Annotated in this window: 18 protein-coding genes and 1 tRNA gene; 16 read left to right on the plus strand and 3 right to left on the minus strand. The window is 68.3% G+C overall.

What is annotated here, in order from left to right; all coding sequences use genetic code 11:
• Window positions 1–2928: S8 family serine peptidase (locus tag EDC25_RS12775; RefSeq protein ID WP_132577603.1), on the minus strand; the 2928-nt coding region annotated here is incomplete at its 3' end.
• A 279-nt stretch (window positions 2929–3207) separates the two neighbouring features.
• Between EDC25_RS12775 and gmk the strand changes: the two genes are divergently transcribed.
• The 8 genes from gmk (at window position 3208) to EDC25_RS12815 (ending at window position 10744) form a co-directional block, all read left to right on the plus strand.
• Window positions 3208–3837 carry a guanylate kinase gene (gmk, locus tag EDC25_RS12780; protein ID WP_123522862.1) on the plus strand — a complete coding sequence of 210 codons (630 nt, stop codon included), beginning with the start codon at window positions 3208–3210 and terminating at the stop codon, window positions 3835–3837.
• A gap of 116 nt (window positions 3838–3953) precedes the next feature.
• Window positions 3954–4241 carry a DNA-directed RNA polymerase subunit omega gene (gene rpoZ, locus EDC25_RS12785; RefSeq protein ID WP_123522863.1) on the plus strand — a complete coding sequence of 96 codons (288 nt, stop codon included), beginning with the start codon at window positions 3954–3956 and terminating at the stop codon, window positions 4239–4241.
• 77 nt (window positions 4242–4318) lie between these two features.
• On the plus strand, window positions 4319–6484 hold the full coding sequence (locus EDC25_RS12790; protein ID WP_132577604.1) for a RelA/SpoT family protein: 2166 nt from the start codon (window positions 4319–4321) through the stop codon (window positions 6482–6484).
• 84 nt (window positions 6485–6568) lie between these two features.
• The gene (locus tag EDC25_RS12795; RefSeq protein ID WP_123522865.1) at window positions 6569–6949 is read left to right on the plus strand and encodes a Rid family detoxifying hydrolase; all 381 of its coding nucleotides are present in this window, start codon (window positions 6569–6571) and stop codon (window positions 6947–6949) included.
• 101 nt (window positions 6950–7050) lie between these two features.
• Window positions 7051–9153, plus strand: coding sequence for an ATP-dependent DNA helicase RecG (gene recG / locus EDC25_RS12800; RefSeq protein WP_123522866.1), 2103 nt, complete (start codon window positions 7051–7053; stop codon window positions 9151–9153).
• A 48-nt stretch (window positions 9154–9201) separates the two neighbouring features.
• Entirely contained in the window at window positions 9202–10137 is a 936-nt protein-coding gene (locus EDC25_RS12805) for a nucleoside hydrolase (RefSeq protein ID WP_123522867.1), read from the plus strand.
• Between the two features lie 105 nt (window positions 10138–10242).
• Window positions 10243–10318 (plus strand) — tRNA-Thr (locus EDC25_RS12810).
• A 66-nt stretch (window positions 10319–10384) separates the two neighbouring features.
• On the plus strand, window positions 10385–10744 hold the full coding sequence (locus EDC25_RS12815) for a DUF1428 domain-containing protein (protein WP_123522868.1): 360 nt from the start codon (window positions 10385–10387) through the stop codon (window positions 10742–10744).
• A 22-nt stretch (window positions 10745–10766) separates the two neighbouring features.
• On the opposite strand, the gene ppa is transcribed toward EDC25_RS12815, so the two are convergent.
• Window positions 10767–11315: an inorganic diphosphatase gene (ppa, locus tag EDC25_RS12820; protein WP_123522869.1), complete on the minus strand. Its 549-nt coding sequence runs from the start codon at window positions 11313–11315 to the stop codon at window positions 10767–10769.
• A gap of 151 nt (window positions 11316–11466) precedes the next feature.
• Between ppa and EDC25_RS12825 the strand changes: the two genes are divergently transcribed.
• From EDC25_RS12825 to EDC25_RS12845, 5 genes are all read left to right on the plus strand, one after another.
• Window positions 11467–12477, plus strand: a complete 1011-nt coding sequence (locus EDC25_RS12825) for a methionine ABC transporter ATP-binding protein (protein ID WP_123522870.1) — start codon at window positions 11467–11469, stop codon at window positions 12475–12477.
• Window positions 12474–13148, plus strand: coding sequence for a methionine ABC transporter permease (locus EDC25_RS12830; RefSeq protein WP_123522871.1), 675 nt, complete (start codon window positions 12474–12476; stop codon window positions 13146–13148). The genes EDC25_RS12825 and EDC25_RS12830 overlap by 4 nt, the downstream gene beginning before the upstream one ends.
• A 32-nt stretch (window positions 13149–13180) precedes the next feature.
• Window positions 13181–13981 (plus strand): MetQ/NlpA family ABC transporter substrate-binding protein, encoded by an 801-nt coding sequence (locus EDC25_RS12835; RefSeq protein WP_123522872.1) that lies wholly within the window; start codon window positions 13181–13183, stop codon window positions 13979–13981.
• Window positions 13982–14065: 84 nt separating this feature from the next.
• On the plus strand, window positions 14066–15568 hold the full coding sequence (locus tag EDC25_RS12840) for a DNA-3-methyladenine glycosylase 2 family protein (protein WP_123522873.1): 1503 nt from the start codon (window positions 14066–14068) through the stop codon (window positions 15566–15568).
• 5 nt (window positions 15569–15573) lie between these two features.
• Entirely contained in the window at window positions 15574–16080 is a 507-nt protein-coding gene (locus tag EDC25_RS12845) for a methylated-DNA--[protein]-cysteine S-methyltransferase (protein WP_123522896.1), read from the plus strand.
• A gap of 251 nt (window positions 16081–16331) precedes the next feature.
• Here EDC25_RS12845 and EDC25_RS12850 read toward each other — a convergent pair whose 3' ends face one another.
• The gene (locus EDC25_RS12850) at window positions 16332–16607 is read right to left on the minus strand and encodes a hypothetical protein (protein ID WP_123522874.1); all 276 of its coding nucleotides are present in this window, start codon (window positions 16605–16607) and stop codon (window positions 16332–16334) included.
• A 130-nt stretch (window positions 16608–16737) separates the two neighbouring features.
• Here EDC25_RS12850 and EDC25_RS12855 point away from each other — a divergent pair, with 130 nt between their 5' ends.
• The 3 genes from EDC25_RS12855 to EDC25_RS12865 all read left to right on the plus strand — a co-directional run bounded on the left by EDC25_RS12855 (window position 16738) and on the right by EDC25_RS12865 (window position 22336).
• Window positions 16738–17706, plus strand: coding sequence for a ribokinase (locus EDC25_RS12855; RefSeq protein ID WP_123522875.1), 969 nt, complete (start codon window positions 16738–16740; stop codon window positions 17704–17706).
• Between the two features lie 44 nt (window positions 17707–17750).
• The gene (dusB, locus tag EDC25_RS12860) at window positions 17751–18740 is read left to right on the plus strand and encodes a tRNA dihydrouridine synthase DusB (RefSeq protein WP_123522876.1); all 990 of its coding nucleotides are present in this window, start codon (window positions 17751–17753) and stop codon (window positions 18738–18740) included.
• An 80-nt stretch (window positions 18741–18820) separates the two neighbouring features.
• The gene (locus tag EDC25_RS12865; RefSeq protein ID WP_123522877.1) at window positions 18821–22336 is read left to right on the plus strand and encodes an indolepyruvate ferredoxin oxidoreductase family protein; all 3516 of its coding nucleotides are present in this window, start codon (window positions 18821–18823) and stop codon (window positions 22334–22336) included.
• Window positions 22337–22367 lie beyond the last annotated feature (31 nt).

Below are 22367 nucleotides of genomic sequence, written 5' to 3' on the forward strand. Positions count from 1 at the left end.
GCCGGTGGTGGTGAAGGCGCCCAGGCCGCCACTGAAGTCCTCGCCCAGCAGGCTGACAGCCACCTGGTCGACGCCGCAGTCGCCGGGCGCCGCGACCGTGCGGAACGTGTACACGGCGGAGACCGTGCCGGTACCGCAGGCATTGCTGCCGGTCACGCGCCAGTAGTAACTGGTGGACGTCGACAGCGGCGCGGCGACCGCATGGCTTGTCGTCGCGACCACCTGGTCGATCACCACATTGCCGAAGGCGGCATCGGTGGCGACTTCGACCCGGTATGAATCCGCCCCCGCGATCGCGTTCCAGGTCAGCGTCGGCTGTGTGGCCACGTTGCTGGCGTTGTTTGCCGGCGAGACCAGCGTGCCTGCAGCCGGTGCCGCGTCGGCGACAACCAGTGTGACCTCGGTGTTGCGGGCGGTAGCCGGGAAGCCGGGACCACCGGAATTGCCGTCGATGGTGAGCGGATAGCTGCCTGCGGCCACGGACGCGGTGTTGCCGATGCCCAGGGTGCTGGTCGCGGCCGGCAGGGCCGGAACCACGGGGTTGCTGCTGAAGCTGCTCGAGGCGCTGGCCGGAAGGCCGGTCACGGAGAGTGTCACCGGATCATCGAAGCCACCCAGTCCCAGCGCGCCGATGCTGTAGCTGGCCGTTTCCCCGGCGCAGATCGCCGCGGAGGCCGGCGTGGCGGTCAGCATGTAGTCGGCCTCGACGCTGACGTTGAGGTTGCCGGTGGCCGCCAGTGCGTACGGCTGCGCGCCGCCCTGCGCCACCTGGATGCCACGGACACGCACCTGGTAGGCGCCGGCGACCGGGGTCGGCAGCACGATGCGGTGGACGTTGTTGATGTCGTCGTAGTTGGAGGTGGTGGTGTCCTGGAACGGATTCGGGCTGGTCAGGCCACCACCGGCGGGCAGCTTCTGGGTCCAGACGTCACCGTTGGGCGCGACCACTTCCAGGCGCAGCTGGTTCACCCAGGCCGGGTTGGCGTTCACCAGCGCCGGGAAGTCGTGCCAGGTCAGGGTCACTGTCAGCGGCGCCGTGCCCGTCACGGTCAGGTTGTGGGTGTGCAGGCCACCGGTCGTGAGCCCGGCTGTGCTGTCGTGCAGCCACAGGTTGCGGCTGTCACCGTCGAAATACAGCACGTTGTCGAGATTGATCCGGCCCCAGCCCTGCGCGGTGCTCGGCGCGGTCACGCCGGTGCCGGAGCCGGTGATGGTCTCCGCGCCGGTGACCAGGATCGCCTTCAGCAGCGCCGAGGACGGCGTCGGCATGGCATGGCCTGCATTGGCCATGCCGGTCGGATAGAAGCCGCGGTTGAGGTATTCCCGGACCAGCGCCGTCAGGCCGGCAGCGGTCGGCGTGGCCATCGAGGTGCCGCTCATCGACGTGGTGCCGCAGGCGGAGCGCGAAGCGGAAATGATGGAGCCGCCCTGGGCGGTCATGTCCGGCTTGGTGCGGCGGTCCTGGGTCGGGCCGCGGGACGAGAAGGTCGACATCGCGTTGCCGGAGGCGCCGCGGTTGTTGCTGCCGATGGAGAAGACATTCTTCGCATTGCCGGCCGCACCGGTGTCCGCACCCGGACCGCAGCCCGCGGAGCCCGCGGACGTGCCGCTGCCGCCGCCACTGTTGCCAGCGGCGAACAGCACCGCCAGGTCAGGGTTTTCCCAGACCACGAGGTCGGCGTCGCGCGAGGTGGAGCGGTATTCGACCTGGCAGTTGGCAATACAGGAGCCCAGGGCATTGCGGCAGCTGGATCCCCACGAGTTGGAATGGATGCGCGCGCCGCCGGCGTAGGCGATGGTACCGGCGTGGTACGGGTTGCCGCCGAGGCTGTTCAGGTACTGCAGACTGGCGCCCATTTCCTGGGAAATGAGCTTGGCGCCCGGCGCGGTGCCGTCGAGATCGGTGGTGCCGCCCGGCGACGAGAAGGTCGTGCAGTCCACGGCGACAGCCGGATTGTTGCCGGCGATCGAGCCCATCACGTGGGTGCCGTGGCCATGGCCGTCGGCCGGTGCGGTGCCGGCGTCGCCGGACCACTTGTAGTGGATGCCGATCTTGCGATGGGCGAAGTCGGGCGTGCCCGCGGCACAGGTCGAACCGGAGGCACAGACCGAGGTGACCGGCTGGCCGTAGGCCGTGTCGCTGAAGGAACAGTGCGTGGCCTGCAGGCCGGAGTCGGCGGCGCCGATGATCTGGCCGCAGCCGAACAGGCCCTGCTCGAAGACCGGCAACTGGTTGTTGGTGCCGCTCTGGTGCAGCCAGCCGGCCTGCGAGTTCATGAACTCGGCCGGCCATCGCAGCGTCACGGTGACGACGTCATCGAGGCGCGCGATCTGTTCGACCGCGTCGGCGAGGCTGCTGTAGTCGAAGCCATAGATCAGGCGGTCGTGGTCGACGCCGGATTCATGGAAGCGGAAATCGAGGCCGGCGATGCCGGACAGGAGATCCTGCGCGGCCGCGCGCTGGCTGCCCGGGCGCAGGGCGATGTTGAGCTGATCAATCCCGCCGGCTTCGACGATTTCCATGCCGCCGATGTCATTGGCCAGGTTGATGTCCACTTTCCAGATCGGCAGGTACGGGCCCGTCCAGCTGACGCCGGGGACCGCACGCGCCGCCGTATCCAGGGCTGGCGACATGCGCACCAGGTACGCGTGGTAGGGCGCGTAGCCGATGATCTCCGCGCCGGTGGCGAGCAGCGCACGGCGCTGTTCGTCGCGGATCGGTCCGTCGAACTTGACGACGCGCAGCGTCGAATCCTTGAAGGCGTCGAGGTCGGCCAGGGCCGGCAGCCCCTTGGTGTTGGCGTGGACCTCGTTGGCGCAGGTGTCGAGCTTCGCACTGTCGAACGACACCACGCAGCGGTAGTCGTCCGTCTGTGCCAGTGCCAGCGCGGGCACCATCAGTAACGGGGTGAACAGGAAACGACGCATTGAACCCTCCCTCGTGCGGACAGTACCGGTGCGGCACTGGTAACCGGCATCGGCCTGGGGCCGACGGACTCCGCTCCTCCCTGAGCTGTTCTGGAGACATCGCTGCGCGGGGCGCAGCCAGTGCCGCCAGGCCCGCTCCTCTTCCGGGCAGGGCGACTATAGCGCGCGCCGAACCGAGGGGCCTACACTTGTGAAGAACGCCCGCGTACGCAACGGCTTGCCACAGGGCCTGCCGTTGCAGGCAAGATGGGCGGCCGTGCTGCCCTGCGATCCTCGTCCATGACCGAAACCGGAACCCTGTTCATCGTTGCCGCGCCTTCCGGGGCCGGCAAGACGTCGCTGGTACGCGCCCTGATCGAGGACGATCCGTCGCTGGCCCTGTCGGTGTCCTACACCTCCAGGCCGCCGCGCCCGGCCGAAACCGACGGCGTGCATTACCACTTCGTCGACCGGCAGGTCTTCCTGGCCATGGCCGCCGCCGGCGACTTCTACGAGTACGCCGAGGTCCATGGCGACCTCAAGGGCACAGCGCGCTCGGCAGTGCAGCCCTTCCTGGACGCCGGTCGCGACGTGCTGCTGGAGATCGACTGGCAGGGTGCGCGTCAGGTACGGGCGCAGCAGGCCGATTGCCGCAGCATTTTCGTCCTGCCGCCGTCGTCGGCCGAACTGGAGCGCCGGCTGCGCAGCCGCGCCCAGGACAGCGAGGCGGTGATCGCCCGCAGGCTGGCCAATTCACGCGAGGAAATCGCCCACGCGCACGAATTCGACTATATCGTCGTGAATGACGATTTCCAGACCGCGCTGGCCGACATCAAGGCCGTCATCCGTGCCCAGCGCCTGCGCCAGGGCCTGCAGGCCGACCGCCATGCCGGGCTGATCGCCGAGCTGCTGGGCGACCCGGCGGTCTGACGCGATCCGCCGGTGGCGCAAGGTCCGGGCCGGGCTGCATCGTGCCCATTGCGCAGTGCGGCATGATTTGGATAGAATCTGCGCAACTGTCTCTGTCGAAAAGGTTTCTTCCGGTCATGGCGCGAATTACGGTTGAGGATTGTCTGAAGGTGGTCGATAACCGCTTCGAGCTGGTTCTGATGGCGTCCAAGCGCGCCCGCCAGCTGTCGAAGGGTATCGAGGCCACCGTCGACACCGAGAACGACAAACCCACCGTGCTCGCCCTGCGCGAGATCGCCGAACGTCGCATCAACATGCAGATGGTCGACGAGATCGATCGCGCCGAGCGCGAGCGCGCCGAGCGTGAAGCCCTTGAATGGGCCGCTGCCGAACTCGACGAGGACAAGGGCGGCGACGACATCTGAGGCCGCGCGCTTGAGCAGGGGAGACCGCCAGGCCGACTGTCCGGGCTTCACCCCGGGCGCCAGGGGCTGAGCCGGCCATGGGCGCCCTGCTCAACGCCATGATGCCATCGTCCGGCGGCCTGCCGGACGATGTGCGAAGTCTTCTCAAGCGCCTCAAGCGCTACCTGCGCCGCGACCAGCTGCACAGGATACGGCGCGCCTATGAAGTGGGCGCCGCCGCGCACGAGGGCCAGACCCGCAAGAGCGGCGAGCCCTACATCACCCATCCGGTTGCCGTCGCGCACATCCTCGCCGAGATCGGCCTGGATGGCGAAGCCATCGTCGCCGCCATCCTCCATGACACGCTGGAGGACACGCCGCTCAGCCGCGAGGAGATCGAGTCCGAATTCGGACGCGATGTCGTCGAGCTGGTCGATGGCGTCACCAAGCTCGACAAGGTCAATTTCCGCGACCGCCAGGAAGCGACCGCCGAAAGTTTCCGCAAGATGGTCATGGCGATGGCGCGCGACCTGCGCGTCATCCTGATCAAGCTGGCCGACCGCCTGCACAACATGCGCACGCTGGGCAGCATGGCGCCGGAATCGCGCCGCCGAATCGCGCGGGAAACACTGGAGATCTACGCGCCGATCGCGCAGCGGCTGGGCATGAACCGCTTCAAGGCCGAGTTGCAGGACCTGGGTTTCTCGGCGCTCTATCCGATGCGCCATCGCGTGATCGCCGAGCACATCCGCCAGCTGCAGGGCAACCGCAAGCAGGCCATCGAACGCATCGAGGAAGCGGTCTCCCGCCGCCTGAAGCAGGAAGGCATCCGCCACCGCGTCGTCAGCCGGGTCAAGTCGCCCTACAGCATCTACCAGAAGATGCTGAAGGACCGGAAGCCGCTGTCGCAGGTGATGGACGTCTATGGCGTGCGCGTGATCACCGACACCTCGATGCACTGCTACCAGGCGCTGGGCGCGGTGCACGGGCTCTACAAACCCGTCGACGGGCGCTTCCGCGACTTCGTCGCGATCCCCAAGGCGAACGGCTACCAGTCCCTGCACACGGTGCTGATCGGGCCCTTCGATGCGCCGATCGAAATACAGATCCGCACCGAGGACATGAACGTCGTCGCCGAACGTGGCGTCGCCGCGCACTGGTCGTACAAGACCAACGGCACCGGCAGCAACGCGCAGAACCGCGCCCGCGACTGGCTCAGTGGCCTGGTCGAGGCGCAGGCGCGTACCGGCTCGTCGATCGAGTTCGTCGAGAACGTCAAGGTCGACCTGTTTCCGGACGAGGTCTATGTGTTCACGCCACGCGGAGACATCCTCAGCCTGCCGCGAGGCGCGACGGCGCTGGATTTCGCCTACGCCGTGCACACGTCCGTCGGTGACCATGCCGTCACCGCGCGCGTGGACAGGAAACTCGCCGCGCTGCGCCGCAGGCTCGACAACGGCCAGACGGTCGAGATCGTCACCGCGCCCAGCGCCCAGCCCCATCCGGGCTGGCTGGAATTCGTCGCCACCAGCCGCGCACGCACCGCGATCCGCAACCACCTCAAGCGCCTGCAGCACGAGGACGCCGTCGAGCTGGGACATCGCATGCTCGATCGCGCGCTGTCGGCGCGCGGTGGATCCATCGAGCTGGTGCCCGGGCCGCGGCTGGAGCAGTACCTCGCCGACCTGCGGTTCAAGCGCCTGGAAGACCTGCTGTCCGACATCGCGCTCGGCAACCGCGTCGCCGAACAGGTGGCGGCACAACTGCTCAGCGACGCGCCGCCGGCCGAGGACGCCGTCGCCCATCCCGTCGCTGTCGGCGAACGCATCCTGATCACCGGCCGCGAGCGTGGCGTCGTGAGTTTCGGCCAGTGCTGCCATCCGGTGCCGGGCGACGACATCATCGGTTACCTGTCGGCCGGCAAGGGCGTGGTCGTGCACCAGACCGTGTGCCGGAACATGCCGGAATACCGCAAGGCGCCGGAACGACTGGTCGCGATCGCGTGGGACCGCCATGTCGAGGGCGACTTCCGCGTGCAGCTGCGCATCGTCGTCATGAACAAGCCTGGCGTGCTCGCCGGTGTCGCCGCCGCGATTGCCGCAGCCGGTTCCAACATCGCCCATGTCGAGTACACCGAGCGCGACCTCGAGGCGGCGGTGCTGCTGTTCACCATCGAAGTGCGTGATCGCCGCCATCTCGCCGCCGTGATCCGCAGCGTGCGGCACACCGAGGTGGTGCATTCCGTGCAGCGCGCCATCGGCTGACAGCCGCGGCCCGGGGTTCGGGCTGACGCGCCACGCCGGCGCCGGCTATGCTCATCGGCACCGCTGTTCCCTCCAGGAGCTTCCATGCGCGATGTGATCCATACCGATGCCGCGCCGCGCGCCATCGGCACCTATTCCCAGGCCGTGCGCACCGGCAATACCGTCTACCTGTCCGGCCAGATCGCGCTTGATCCGGCCACCGGCGAACTTTTCACCGGCGACATCGAGACCGAGATCGAACGCGGGTTCGCCAACCTGCGCGCCGTCTGCGAAGCGGCCGGCGGTTCGCTGGCCAAGCTGGCCAAGCTGAACATCTACCTGACCGACCTGTCGCATTTCCCGTCGGTGAATGCCGTCATGGAACGCCTGTTCACGCAGCCCTATCCGGCGCGTGCGGCGATCGGCGTCGCGCAGCTGCCGCGTGGCGCACGCTTCGAAGTCGATGGCGTGCTCGTGCTCGACTGATCGCGAGCCTGGCGGCGTACGCGATGTAGCGCAGCGGTGCGATCGCGTTCAGGTCGGGCGCCAACAGCGGCCCGGCATCGCCGCGTGCTGAGGTCCTAACCATGCCGGCGCCTGTACGGACGAAGACGCAACCGGTGTTGTCCGGCGAATCGCCGGTGCAATGGCTGCCCGGGGTCGGACCGCGGGGCGCCGAGCTGCTGGCGCGGCTCGGCATCGAACGGGTTGCCGACCTGTGGTTCCACCTGCCGCTGCGCTACGAGGACCGCACGCGCATTGAACCGATCGCCGCGCTCGATGCCGGCGTCAAGGCGCAGGTGCTGGGCCGTGTCCTGGCCGTCGAACGCGGTTTCCGTTTCCGGCCCTTCCTGCGTGTCGCCCTCGGCGACGACAGCGGCGCGACGCTGCTGCTGCGCTTCATCCATTTCAACCAGGCACAGGCGCGCGGCTTCGAAGTCGGCCAGCGGCTGCTGTGTTTTGGCGAGCCGCGGCGCGGGCAGCTCGGCTTCGAGATGGTCCATCCCAGCTATCGGCGCCTCGACGACGGGGCCGCTGTGCCGGTGGATGAATGCCTGCGTGCGGTCTATCCGGTGACCGAAGGCCTGGACAGCCGGCGCCTGGCCGCCTGGGTCGCCGCCGCCCTGCGCCTGCTTCCCGATGACGGGGCGCTTGAACTCGTCCCGGCGTCGATGTTGAAGCGGTTGAAACTGCCCGGCCTGGCCGCCGCCCTGCGCTACGTGCACGCGCCGCCACCATCGGTGCGCATCGAGGACATCGAGGCCGGCCGCCATCCCTCGCAGCGGCGGCTGATCGTCGAGGAGTTGCTGGCCCATCACCTGGCACTGCGTCGACGTCGCCTCAGCCAGCAGGCGCAGCGCGCGCCGCAGCTCTCGGCAACGGGCGAACTGGCGGCGCGACTTCGTGCCGGCCTGCCGTTCGCACTGACCGGCGCGCAGCAGCGTGTCGTGGCCGAAGTGGGTGCCGACCTGGCGAAGCCGGCACCGATGCTGAGGCTGGTGCAGGGCGATGTCGGATCGGGCAAGACCATCGTCGCCGCGCTCGCCGCGGCGCAGGCGATCGAAGCCGGTTGCCAGGTCGCCGTCATGGCGCCGACCGAACTGCTCGCCGAGCAGCACCGCCGCAACTTCGCGCACTGGTTCGCCTGCCTGGGCATCGAGCCGGTCTGGCTGGCCAGCAAGGTGAAGGGCCGGGCGCGCGCACAGGCGCTGGCGGCGATCGCCGACGGCGCGCCGCTGGTCGTTGGCACCCATGCGCTGATGCAGGAAGGCGTCGGGTTCGCGCGCCTGGGCCTGGCGATCATCGACGAGCAGCACCGCTTCGGCGTCCACCAGCGCCTGGCCTTGCGCGACAAGGGCGCCGGCCTGGTGCCGCACCAGTTGGTGATGACCGCCACGCCGATCCCGCGCACGCTGGCGATGGCCGCCTACGCGGACCTGGATGTCTCGGTGATCGACGAGCTGCCGCCGGGTCGCACGCCGGTGACGACCGTCGCCGTGCCCGCGGCACGTCGCGACGAAGTGGTCACGCGCATCCACGCCGCCTGTGCCGAAGGCCGGCAGGCCTATTGGGTCTGCACCCTCATCGAGGAATCCGAACTGCTGGCGGCCCAGGCGGCGGAGCAGGTCCATGCGCAGCTGACCGCGGCAGTGCCCGATCTTCGCGTCGGCCTGATCCACGGCCGCTTGAAGCCGGCTGAAAAGGAGACGGTGATGGCGGCGTTCAAGGACGGCCACCTGCACGTGCTCGTCGCGACCACCGTGATTGAAGTCGGGGTCGATGTGCCCAATGCCAGCCTGATGGTGATCGAGAATGCCGAGCGCCTCGGCCTGGCGCAGCTGCACCAGCTTCGCGGCCGCGTCGGCCGCGGACGCGCCGAGTCCAGCTGCGTGCTGCTGTACGAGCCGCCGCTGTCCGGCCTGGCGCGCGAGCGCCTGGACGTGCTCCGGCACAGCAACGACGGATTCCGCATCGCCGAGAAGGACCTGGAACTGCGCGGGCCAGGCGAACTGCTGGGCACGCGGCAGACCGGCGTGCTCGGCTTCCGCATCGCCGACCTGTCGCGCGACGGCCATGAGCTGCCGGCTGTCGCCGCACTCGCGGACGAGATGCTGGCCGACTACCCCGATCATGCCGAGCGCCTGACACGGCGCTGGATCGGCCAGGCCGAGCGCTACGCCGGCGCCTGATCGCTGCCGCGAAACGCCCGGCTGGCCGGCGCATGCGACAATCGCGCCATGAAACTCTGGATCGATACCGACCCGGGCGTCGACGACGCCCTCGCGCTCCTGATGGCCTTTGCGCATCCCGATGCCGATGTGCTCGGCCTGGGCATCGTCGGCGGCAATGTCGGCCTGGATGCCTGCACCGGCAACGCCCTGAAGCTGCTGGATGCGATCGGCCGCGACGGCGTGCCGGTGCATGTCGGCGCCGGCGACCCGCTGCTGCCGCCGCTGGCCAATGATGCCGGGCATGTGCATGGCCGCGACGGCTTCGGCGATATCGGCAGCCGTCCCTCGCGGCGCACGCCCGCGGCCGGGCATGCCGCGCAGGCGCTGATCGATGCCACCCTGCGCCATCCCGGCGAAGTCCTGCTGGTGACGCTCGGACCGCTGACGAACTTCGCGCTGGCACTCAGCCTCGACCCGGGCCTTGCCGCTCGCCTGGCCGGGTGGGTGTGCATGGGCGGTGCCGTCACCGGCCACGGCAACACCGAATACCTGACCAGCGAGTTCAACGTCGCCTTCGATCCGGAGGCCGCGGAAATCTGTTTCGCCCGCGGTCCGCGCGCGATCGTGGTGGACTGGGAACTGGTCTGCCGCCACGGCGTGCCCCTGGAGGAATTCGAGCAATGGCTGGACGCCGACACGCCGGCCGCGCGTTTCTACCGCGCGATCTCGCGCAAGACGCGCGCGTTCTACCGCGAGCACGAGCGCAACGAGTTCGCGCCCGCCGATGCGTTGGCCATGACCGTGGTGCTGGACGAAGCCGCCGCGCTGGAACGACAGTCGCGGCCGCTGAAGGTCGAACTCTCCGGCGCGCTGTCGCGCGGCCAGACCGTGGTGGACTGGAACCGTCGCAGCGGCCGTCCCGACAACGCCGACCTCGTCATGGCGGTCGATATCCAGCGGCATCGCGCGCTGCTGCGCATGGCGCTGGGCCTGCCGGCCTGATCGGCGCTCGACGCGGCGCCGGGCCCGGACCTGGCCGCGCGCCGTGGCGCCCGCAGGCCCCGGGTTTTCCCCCGGCCGACACGGACTGATAAACTGCGCGGCGTTGCCGCTTTAGCTCAGCTGGTAGAGCAACCGCCTTGTAAGCGGTAGGTCGTCCGTTCGAATCGGACAAGCGGCACCAGCACTGTCCCTGCTTCCGGCAGGGCTTTCCGTCAGGCAGCACTCGGGCAACCGCAGGGAGCGAGCAATGTCCTACGTCGACGGTTACGTGATGGCGGTGCCAACGGCCAACAAGGCGGCCTTCATCGAACACGCGCGCAAGGGCGACCCGGTGTTCCTGAAATACGGCGCGCTGCGCGTGGTCGAGTGCTGGGGCGACGAGGTGCCCGATGGCGTGCTCACCGATTTCCGCCGCGCCGTGCAGGCGACACCGGAGGAAACCGTGGTGTTTTCCTGGGTCGAGTGGCCGGACAAGGCCACCCGCGACAAGGGCATGGCGGCGATGATGGACGACCCGGCGATGTCGCCGGACCACAATCCCATGCCCTTCGACGGCAAGCGCCTGATCTACGGCGGCTTCGCGCCGGTGGTGACGCTGGCGCGGTAGGCCCCGGCCAGCGTCGGCGCGGTCAGAACGCCGGCTTGTCCGGCTCCGCCTCGTAGCGGGCGACGGATTCCATGACGGTGCGCTTGGCTTCCGTCTCGTCGCGCCAGCCTTCGATCTTCACCCACTTGCCCTTCTCGAGATCCTTGTAGTGCGAGAAGAAGTGGGCGATGCGGTCCAGCGTCAGCTCCGGCAGGTCGCGCACGCTGGCGACATGGCGGTAGCCCGGGAACACCTTGCTGACCGGCACGGCGACCAGCTTCTCGTCCTCGCCGGCCTCGTCGGTCATCTTCAGCATCCCGACCGGGCGGCAGCGGATCACCGATCCGGGGATCAGCGGAACCGGCATCACGACCAGCACGTCGAGCGGGTCGCCGTCGCCGCACAGCGTGTGCGGGACGTAGCCGTAGTTGCAGGGATAACGCATCGGCGTGGTCAGCACGCGGTCGACGAAGATCGCGCCGCTGGCCTTGTCGACCTCGTACTTGACCGGGTCGGAATCCTTGGGGATCTCGATGATGACGTTGATTTCGTGCGGCAGGTCGGCGCCGGACGGGATGGCCTCAAGCGGCATGGGAACTCCGTGCGATGATGCGTTGCAACAAATCGGGCGCGAAGCATAGCAGAATGCGGCTTCCGGCCGGGCCGGGCGGCGAAGGGCGTTCAGCGCGTCGCGGCCCTGGCCTTGGGCCCTACACTCCAAAGGCTGCCTGCAGGACCCCGCGGTGATCGAATTCCAGCAGATCGAAAAGCGTTACAGGACGGCCGCCGGCGATGTCGTGGCCTTGCATCCGCTTGACCTGGCCATTCCAGCCGGGCAGGTGTTCGGCATCATCGGCCAGTCCGGGGCCGGCAAGTCGACGCTGCTTCGCCTGATCAACGGCCTCGAGCGTCCGAGCAGTGGCCGCGTGCTGGTCGACGGGACCGATGTCGCCGCCCTCGATGGTGCCGGCCTGCGTGGACTGCGCCAGCGCATCGGCATGATCTTCCAGCACTTCAACCTGTTCAGCGCGCGCACCGTTGCCGGCAACATCGCCTTTCCGCTGGAACTGGCGGCATTGCCGGCGGCGCGCATCCGCGCCCGCGTCGACGAGCTCCTCGAGCGCGTGGGGCTGACCGCGCAACGCGACAAGTACCCCGCCCAGCTGTCGGGCGGACAGAAGCAGCGCGTCGGCATCGCCCGCGCGCTGGCCACGGAGCCCGGCCTGCTGCTCTGCGACGAGGCGACCAGCGCCCTCGACCCGCAGACCACGGCCTCGGTGCTGGACCTGCTGTCCGGCATCAACCGCGACCTGGGCCTGAGCATCGTGCTGATCACGCACGAGATGGACGTGATCCGGCGCATCTGCGACGCCGTCGCCGTCCTCGACCAGGGTCGCCTTGTCGAAACCGGCCCGGTGACCGAAGTCTTCCTGCATCCGCGCCATCCGACGACACGCCGGTTCGTCGCCGAGGCCGATCACGATGAAACGGGCGAGGCGACGCGGGTGCGGTATTCCGACATCAGGGGCCGCATCCTGCGCCTGACCTTCCTCGGCGAGAGCACCTTCCGTCCGGTCCTGGGCCGCGTCGCGCGCGACACCGGCATCGACTTCACCATCCTCTCCGGACGCATCGAACACATCCGTGAGACGCCCTATGGGCAGCTGACAGTCGCCCTGCAGGGCGGAAATGCCGACGCCGCGCAGGCGGCCTTTGCCGATGCCGGCGTGCATGTCGAGGAGATCCGTGCATGAGCGGCTGGTTCGAACACCTGGATGCCGGCAAGTGGGCGGAAATCGGTACCGCCACCCTCGACACGCTGTTGATGCTGGGCGGATCGCTGCCGTTGACCATCCTGATCGGCCTGCCCTTGGGCATCTGCCTGTTCCTCACCGGCCCGCGCGGCCTGCACGCGAAGCCGGCGCTGTACGGCGTGCTGGCGCTGCTCGTGAACCTCTTGCGCTCGGTACCGTTCATCATCCTGATGATCGTGCTCATCCCGGTCACGCTGGCGGCCATGGGTACGTCGCTGGGCGTGCGTGGCGCGATCCTGCCGCTGGTGATCGGCGCCGCGCCGTTCTATGCGCGACTGGTCGAAACCGCGCTCCGCGAGGTCGATCGCGGAGTGATCGAGGCCAGCCTGGCGATGGGAGCGAGAACGCGGCAGATCGTCTGGCGCGTGCTGCTGCCCGAGGCGCGACCCGGCCTGATCGCTGGCGCCACGGTGACAACGGTGGCGCTGATCGGTTTCACCGCCATGGGTGGCGCGATCGGTTCAGGCGGACTGGGTGACCTGGCCTATCGCGATGGCTACCTGCGCTCGCACACCGACGTCGCCGTGGTCACCGTCGTCCTGCTGCTGGTGCTGGTCCAGGCCTTGCAGATGGTGGGCGACCGGCTGGTTGCGCGTTTCACCCGGCGTTGATTTCTTTCCGTTCCCGTTACCAAGGAGTGCCCATGAACACACTGTTCCCGCGACTGTCCGTGCTGCTGCTGGCCGCGGTGATGGGCGCCTGTTCCGGTGCTGGCCAGCCCGGCTCGTCGCGGTTGAGCATCGCCGCGACCGCCGTGCCGCATGCGGAAATCCTCGAAGTGGTCAGGCCGATCCTGAAGGAGCAGGGCGTCGAGCTGCAGGTGCGACTCTTCAACGACTACGTGCAGCCGAACGACCAGGTCGCACAGGGCCTGATCGACGTCAACTACTTCCAGACCGAACCCTATCTGGATGCCTACAACCGCGACCGGGGCAGCAGGCTGACGACGTTCGCCGGCATCCATGTCGAACCCTTCGGTGCCTATTCGCGCCGCCATGCCACGCTGGCCGAGGTGCCGGATGGGGCGCAGGTCGCGATTCCCAACGACCCCAGCAACAACAGCCGGGCGCTGATCCTGCTGCACGCCGCCGGTGCCATCCAGCTCGCCGATCCGGACAACGCGCTCAGTACCCTTCGCGACATCACCGCCAATCCACATAACTGGCAGTTCCGCGAACTCGATTCGGCGATGCTGCCACGCGTTCTCGACCAGGTTGACCTGGCGCTGATCAATACCAACTACGCGCTGGATGCCGGCCTGGATCCAACGCGTGACGCGCTGGTGATCGAGAACGCCGATTCGCCGTACGTGAACTTCCTGGTCGGCCTGCCGGAAAAACGCGAGGACGAGCGCGTGCGTAAGCTCATCTCCGCGCTGCACAGCGATGCGGTGCGCACGTTCATCCAGGAACGCTACAAGGGCGCCGTGCTGCCGGCGTTCTGAGGCCGGGCTTGCCGCGCGACGGCGATCGCCATTGATGTCCGGAAATGGCCAGTCCGGCCTCCATGGCGGTGCTAGCCTGCATGCATGGACGCCGATGCCGTAGCCGCACAGAGGACGCTCGATCCGCAGGCCTGCGAGCAGGCGCGGCTGAGTCGAGACCCGCGTTTTGATGGCTTGTTCTTCACTGCGGTGAAGAGCACGGGCATCTACTGCCGGCCGGTCTGCCCGGCGCCGACGCCGAAGGCACGCAATGTCACCTACTACGTCACCGCGGCTGCCGCCGAAGCGGCGGGCTTCCGGCCCTGCCTGCGCTGCCGGCCGGAACTGTCGCCCGAGGATGGTACGTGGCGTCGCGGTGATGCCGTTGTGGCCCGGGCCCTCAAGCTGATCGAGCAGGGCGCCCTGGCAGGCCAGCCGCTGGCCGCGCTGGCGCAGCGGCTGCATGTCGGCGAACGTCATCTTCGGCGCCTTTTCGTCGAGCGGCTTGGCGCACCACCGATCGGTGTCCATGGCACGCGCCGCCTGCTGTTCGCCAAACAACTGCTGACCGAAACACGGCTGCCGGTGACGGAAGTCGCGCTGGCCGCCGGCTTTGGCAGCCTGCGCCGTTTCAACGACGCCTTCGTCCGTGCCTATGCGCTGGCACCGCGCGACCTGCGTCGCAGGATCAGTGCATCGACAGGCGGCGGTGACCTGCTCAGCCTGCGCATGGCGTACCGGCCGCCCTACGACTTTGCCGCCATGCTCGATTTCCTGCGCGGGCGGGCATTGCCCGGTATAGAGCAGGTTGATGCGCAGGGCTATACGCGCGTCATCGGGCCAGCGACGGCGCCGGCCTGGCTGCGCGTCGATCCCTGGCCGGGCGACGAGCACGCGCTGCGACTGAGCGTGCGCGGCGCACCGCCCAACCGGTTGCTGGACATCGTCGCCCGCGTGCGGCGCATGTTCGACCTGGATGCCGATCCGCTGGCGATTTCCGCCGTGCTGTCACGCGATCCGCGACTGCGTCCGCTCCTGCGCCGCCGTCCCGGCCTGCGCATCCCCAGCGGATGGGATGGCTTCGAGATTGCCGTACGGGCCGTGCTCGGACAGCAGGTCAGCGTTGCGGCGGCGCGCACCTTCACCGCCCGATTGGCCCGGCAGTTCGGCAGTGCGCTGCCGGGCGATGCCGGTGACGGGTTCCAGCACCTGTTTCCAACGCCCGGGTCATTGGCCGATGCCGACGTCGAACGCATCGGCCTGCCGCGCAAGCGCGCCGACACCGTGCGCGCCGTTGCGCGCGCAGTGCTGGCCGGCGATGTCGATACCGGCGGCGAACGCACGCTTGACGACTTCGTCGCGCGCTGGTGCGAGCTCCCGGGCATCGGGCCATGGACGGCGCACTACATCGCATTGCGCGCACTGGGCCACCCGGACGCGTTTCCAGCCGGTGATCTCGTCCTGCAGAAGGCGGCCAGCGGCGACGGCGCCCGACTGGGTGCCGCTGCGCTGGCCACGCGCGCCGAGGCCTGGCGTCCCTGGCGTGCCTATGCGGTCATCCACCTCTGGCGGGATTCGATGCCTGCGCCCGCCGTACAACCGGAGTAATGAAGATGTCTGTGGTCTGGTGTGTGATCGACAGCCCCATCGGCAGCCTGCGTGTGGCGACGGATACCCAGGGCCTTTACCGCATCGAGTTTCCGCCGCTGCGCCCACCGGCTCCACCGAGCGGCGAGTCCTGGCTCGAAGGGCGCAGCCCGATCCTCGATGCCGCCGCGGCGCAGTTGCGCGACTACTTCGAAGGGCGCCGCAATACCTTCGACCTGCCGTTGTCGCCGCGGGGCACGGCATTCCAGCGCCGCGTCTGGGACGAACTGCTGCGCATTCCCTACGGCCGGACGATCAGCTATGGAGAACTGGCACGGCGCGTAGGCAATCCCTCGGCTTCGCGCGCCGTCGGCGCCGCCAACGGACGCAATCCGCTGCCCATCGTCGTGCCCTGCCACCGCGTGATCGGTACCGGCGGCGCGCTCACCGGCTTCGCCGGTGGCCTGCCGATCAAGGCATTCCTGCTGCGCCTGGAGGGTGCGCTGCCACATACGGATCTGCGGCTGGTGTGACACCGTCGCGGTGGGCGTTTCGCTGGTCCGCTTGCCATGGCGATGGCCGTGGCCGGTCGGTTGCGATCATGCTGGCCTGGTACCTGCGCCGTGTGCCGGCCTGTCCGGCGGTCGGCGTCGGACAAGCGACGTCGGCGCTGCCGATGGTGCGTCGCCGGACCGGTACCCGCAGCGCGTGGTTCGATGGGCGCCTGGCAGAGCCCGCTGCCAGGGTCGGAAAAGGGGCTGCCTCACGGCAGCCCCGGTGTCGCTTACTTCTTCTTGAACAGGCTGCCCAGCAGCGGCAGGACCAGGCCACCGATCGCGCCCAGGCCGATGTCGGCGCCGGTGCCGCCCATGCTGCCCAGGCCGATGGCTTCAAGGATGCCTGCCGCCTGCGCACCCTGTGCTGCGCCGATGCCTCCCACCGCGCCCAGAATGCTGTTCAGGATCGGCCCCAGGCTCTTGGCCTTGGCCAGCAGGCCGGCGATGTTGCCGCCGACCAGGCCGGAAATGGCCTGGATGATGTAGGGAAGAAATTGTTCCATTTTAGTTGTAATCCCTGGTGACGCGGAACGTTCCGCGCTGGCGATCATAGACGGCGGACGGGTGTCGTGGCGCTATTGACAGCATCCGCCTGCACCGCTGTCATGGCGTGTTTCCAGAGGATGCGATGCGATGGAATCCAAGTCAGGCCTGCTGGTGGTGGGCTCCTACGTCCAGGACCACGTCTGGCAGACCGAACGCCTGCCGATGGCGGGCGAAACGCGGCGCGCGCACGGATTCGCCACCGCACCCGGCGGAAAGGGTTTCAACCAGGCGATTGCCGCACACCGGCAGGGTGCACCGGTTCAGTTCGTCGGCGTGATCGGCGACGATCCGCTGGGCCGCTTCGCCCAGGCGTACGCGCGCGAGGCAGGCCTGCCCTGCCGCTGGCAGGTCTGCGCGGATGCACCGACCGCAGCCGCCGGGATCGTAGTTGACGACAGCGGCCGCAACCAGATCCTGGTGGCGCTCGGCGCGAACGAGCAGCTGGATCCCGAGCCCCTGCGTGAACTGGTTTCCGGTGCGTCATTGCTGCTGCTGCAGCTGGAGAACAACCTCGATGCCCTGCGCACGCTGGTGGCGCTGGCCGTGCAGGCGCAGGTGACGGTGCAGCTCAATCCGGCTCCGATGCACGCCGACCTCGATTCGACGCTGCTTGGCGGCGTCGACCTGCTGACGCCGAATGAAACCGAATTCGCGGCCCTGGTCTCCCAGATCGCCGGGACCCCGATCGATCCCTCTCAGGTCGCGGCGCTCAGCGACGACGCGCTGCACGCCTATTCGCGCAAGCTGGGCGTCGGTACTGTCGTCATCACGCTCGGCAGTCACGGCTGCTTCGTTTCGCATGGCGCCAACAGCCGCTGGGCCGGCACCGATGACGATCGTTACCGCGTGCCGGCGATGGCGATCAAGCCGGTCGACAGTACGGGCGCCGGTGACGCCTTCAACGGCGCTCTGGCGGCCGCGCTGCTGCGCGAGCCCGGTGCGCCGTTCCGCCAGGCCATCGACCACGCCAACCGCTGCGCGGCGCTGTCGGTGGAAGGGCTCGGCGCGGCCCCATCGATGCCTACGCTGATTGAAGTCCAATCCCGTTTCGGCTGAACGCTCGATGCGGGCCTCGCAAACGCCGCTAGAATGGTGGCCTGATGAAGATCGGGCCTTACGACATCGAGCCGGCGCTGGTGCTCGCGCCCATGGCCGGCATCACCGACAAGCCGTTCCGGGTGCTGTGCAAGCGCCTGGGTGCAGGGCTGTGTGTGTCGGAGATGACCGCGTCCGATCCGTCGGTCTGGCAGACGCGCAAGTCCAGGCTGCGCCGTGACCACGCCGGCGAGCCGGAGCCGGTCAGTGTGCAGATCGCCGGCTACGATCCGGAGATGCTCGCCGATGCCGCGCGCTTCAATGTCGACGAAGGCGCGCAGATCATCGACATCAACATGGGCTGCCCGGCCAAGAAGGTTTGCAAACGCGAGGCCGGCTCGGCGCTGCTGGCGGACGAACCGCTGGTGGCGCGTATCCTGGATGCCGTCGTGCGCGCGGTCGATGTGCCGGTCACCCTGAAGATCCGGACGGGTCCGTCGCCGGACCGCCGCAATGGCGAAACCATCGCCCGGATCGCCGAGGACTGCGGAATCGCCGCACTGGCGGTGCACGGGCGCACACGCGCCGATCGCTTTCTCGGCCAGGCGGAGTACGACACCATCGCCCGCATCAAGTCGGCCGTGTCGATCCCGGTGATGGCCAACGGCGACGTCGCGACGCCGGAACAGGCCCGGCAGGTGCTCGCCGCGACCGGGGCCGATGCCGTGATGATTGGACGCGCCGCGCAGGGCCGGCCGTGGATCTTCCGCGAGATCGGGCACTTCCTGCGCACCGGCGAACGCCTTCCGCTGCCAACACGTGCCGAGGCCGGCGCCATCCTGCTGGGTCATCTCGACGACCTGTACGCGTTCTATGGCGAACACATGGGCGTGCGCATCGCCCGCAAGCACATCGGCTGGTACACGCAGGCCCATGCCGACGCGCAGTCCTTCTGGAGCGCGGTGAGCCGCGTCGACACGGCCGCCATACAGCGCCGTATGGTGGCCGAATTCTTCACCCTTGCCGGGGTTGCCGCGCTGGCGCAGGCGGCCTGACAGACGTATTGGCTGAACGGGCTGCCGGGGGCCGGCTGCTACAATGCGCGGCTGACTTCCGAACCGGATCCGCCGTCGCCATGTCCGACATCGACCTTTCGCGCGCGCCATCGATCGACGCCGAATACACGCTTGACCACAAGTACACGCGCGAACAGGGGCGCATCTACCTGAGTGGCGTGCAGGCGCTGGTCCGCCTGCCGCTGATGCAGCAGATGCGCGACCGTGCCGCCGGGCTCAACACCGCCGGTTTCATTTCCGGCTACCGCGGCTCGCCGCTGGGTGGTTTCGACCTCGAGCTGTGGCGAGCCAAGAAACACCTGCAGGCGGCGGAGATCCAGTTCCAGCCCGGCCTCAACGAGGACCTCGGTGCGACGATGGTCTGGGGTTCGCAACAGGTCAACCTGTTCCCGGGGGCGCGCCACGATGGCGTGTTCGCCATGTGGTACGGCAAGGGCCCGGGCGTCGACCGCTGCGGCGACGTCTTCAAGCACGGCAATGCCGCCGGAACGTCGAAGCACGGTGGCGTGCTCGCCCTGGCCGCCGACGACCATGCCTGCCGCAGCTCGACGCTGCCGCACGGCTCCGAACACGAGTTCGTCTCCGCCCTGATGCCGATCCTGAACCCGGCCGGCGTGCAGGATATCCTCGACATGGGCCTGCTCGGCTGGGCCATGAGCCGTTTCACCGGCCGCTGGGTCGGCTTCAAGACCATTGCCGAAACCGTCGAGTCGTCAGCCAGCGTGGTCGTTGATCCGCACCAGCTCGACATCGTGGTGCCGGCCGATTTCCCGATGCCGCCGGGTGGCCTCAACATCCGCTGGCCGGATCCGCCGCTGGACCAGGAAATGCGCCTGCACCAGTACGCGGTCGATGCCGCCATCGCCTTCGCGCGCGCCAACGGCATCGATCGCACGGTGTTCGACTCGCCCCGGGCCCGCCTGGGCATCGTCACCACCGGCAAGAGCTACCTCGACGTGCTGCAGGCGCTCGAATACCTGGGCATTGACGCCGAGGCCTGTCGTGACATCGGTATCCGCGTCTACAAGGTCGGCATGACCTGGCCACTGGAACCGCTGGGCATCCGTGAATTCGCCCGTGGCCTGGAGGACATCATCGTCGTCGAGGAAAAGCGTTCCTTCATCGAATCACAGATGAAGGAAGCGATGTACAACTGGGACCACGAGCGTCGCCCGAGCATCGTCGGCAAGTACGACGAGGCCGGCAACTGGATCCTGCCGAGCACGTCGGAACTGACGCCGGCGACCATCGCGCAGGTGATCGGCAGGCGCCTGCAGCGCTTCTTCACCAGCGAGGCCATCGAACAGCGCCTGCGCTGGATGCAGGAAAAGGAAGCCGAACTGGCGTTGCCGCGCCCGGCCTTCCCGCGCGCGGCGCACTACTGCTCCGGCTGCCCGCACAACACCTCGACGGTGGTGCCGGAAGATTCTCGCGCCCTGGGTGGCATCGGCTGCCACTACATGGTGACCTGGATGGACCGTCGTACCGACACCTTCACGCAGATGGGCGGCGAAGGTGCCACCTGGTGCGGGCAGGCGCCATTCACCGATACGCCACACGTGTTCCAGAACCTCGGCGACGGCACCTATTTCCATTCCGGCTCGCTGGCCATCCGTCAGGCGATCGCCGCCAAGGTCAACATCACCTACAAGATCCTGTACAACGACGCAGTGGCGATGACCGGCGGCCAGCCGGTGGATGGCACGCTGACCGTGCCGGATATCGCGCAGCAGATGCGCGCCGAGGGCGTGCAGACGATCATCGTGATGTCCGACGACATCGCCAAGTGGTCGAAGCCGGAGATCTTCCCGTCCGGCGTGGAGTTCATCGACCGCAGCCACCTGGACGCCGTACAGAAGCGCCTGCGCGAAACGCCGGGCGTGACCGTGCTGATCTACGACCAGACCTGCGCCGCCGAAAAGCGCCGCCGCCGCAAGCGCAAGCTGATGGTCGATCCGGCCAAGCGCGTGATGATCAATTCCGCGGTCTGCGAAGGCTGCGGCGACTGCGGCGTGAAGTCGAACTGCGTGTCCGTACTGCCGCTGGAAACGGAATTCGGACGCAAGCGCAGCATCGACCAGAGCAACTGCAACAAGGATTTCTCCTGCGTCAACGGCTTCTGCCCGAGCTTCGTCACCGTGCATGGTGGCAGCGTGCGCAAGCCGAAGCCGGCCGCGGGCGAGGTCGACTTCACGGCATTGCCGATGCCGGCGACCCCGGCGCTGGATCAGCCCTGGAACATCCTGATCACCGGTATCGGCGGTACCGGCGTCGTCACCATCGGCGCCCTGATCGGCATGGCCGCGCACCTGGAAGGCAAGGGCACCAGCGTGCTCGACCAGACCGGCCTGGCCCAGAAGGGTGGTGCGGTGACCACGCACGTGCGCATCGCGCGTTCACCGGCCGACATCCACGCCGTGCGCATCGCGGCCGGCGAGGCCGACCTGGTCCTCGGCTGCGACATGGTCGTGGTCAACGACTACTGGGCCCTGTCGAAGGTGCGCGCCGAGCGCTCCAACGTGGTGCTCAATACCTATGAGGCGATGCCCGGCACTTTCACGCGGCAGCCGGACATGCAGTTCCCTTCGGCGCAGATCATCCAGGCGGTGAAACTGGCGCTGGGTGGTCGCGATCCCGAGTGCATCGATGGCACCGAACTGGCAACCCGCCTGCTGGGCGACGCCATCGCCACCAACCTGTTCATGCTCGGCTACGCGTGGCAGAAGGGCTGGGTGCCGGTCAGCCTCGACGCGCTGATGCGTGCGGTCGAGCTCAACGGCGCCGCCGTAGAGATGAACAAGAAGGCCTTCGCCTGGGGCCGCATGGCGGCGCATGACCCGTCGCGCGTGCGCGCCGCCGTGCAGGCGGCCAGCGAAGCCGTCATCGACCTGCCGATGGACGACCTGCGGCTGTCCGGTTCGCTGGATGAGCTGATCCAGCGTCGCGTCGTCCAGCTCACCGACTACCAGGATGCCGCCTACGCGGAACGCTACCGCAGCCTGGTGCAGCGCGTGCGTGATGCCGAAGCGCGCGTGCTGCCGGGCCAGCACGCGCTGGCCGAGGCGGTGGCGCGCTACGCCTACAAGCTGATGGCCTACAAGGACGAATACGAAGTCGCGCGCCTGTACACCAGCGGCGAGTTCAAGCGTCGCCTCGAGCAGACCTTCGAGGGGGATTACCAGCTGCGCTTCCACCTGGCGCCGCCGCTGCTGGCGCGCAAGGACGAAAACGGCCATCTGGTGAAGAAGGAATACGGCCCGTGGATGCTGCGCGCCTTCGGCGTGCTGGCGAAGATGCGCCGCCTGCGCGGTGGATTCTTCGATATCTTCGGCCGCACCGCCGAACGCCGCATGGAACGGCAGTTGATCGTCGACTACTTCGCCACCGTAGAGGAACTGCTCAAGGGCCTGGAGGCCGGCAACCACGCACTGGCCGTGGAACTCGCCCGCATTCCCGAGCACATCCGTGGCTTCGGCCACGTGAAGGAGGCCCACTACGCCAAGGCCCGTGCGCGCTGGGACGAACTGCTCGTGCGCTGGCGCCAGCCGGCGCTGCCAGCCTCGCGCGCTGCGTGACGCCCGGCGACCGGTGAAGCAGGACGAAAGG

The sequence above is a fragment of the Pseudofulvimonas gallinarii genome (assembly GCF_004343305.1).
GTDB classification, from domain to species: domain Bacteria; phylum Pseudomonadota; class Gammaproteobacteria; order Xanthomonadales; family UBA2363; genus Pseudofulvimonas; species Pseudofulvimonas gallinarii.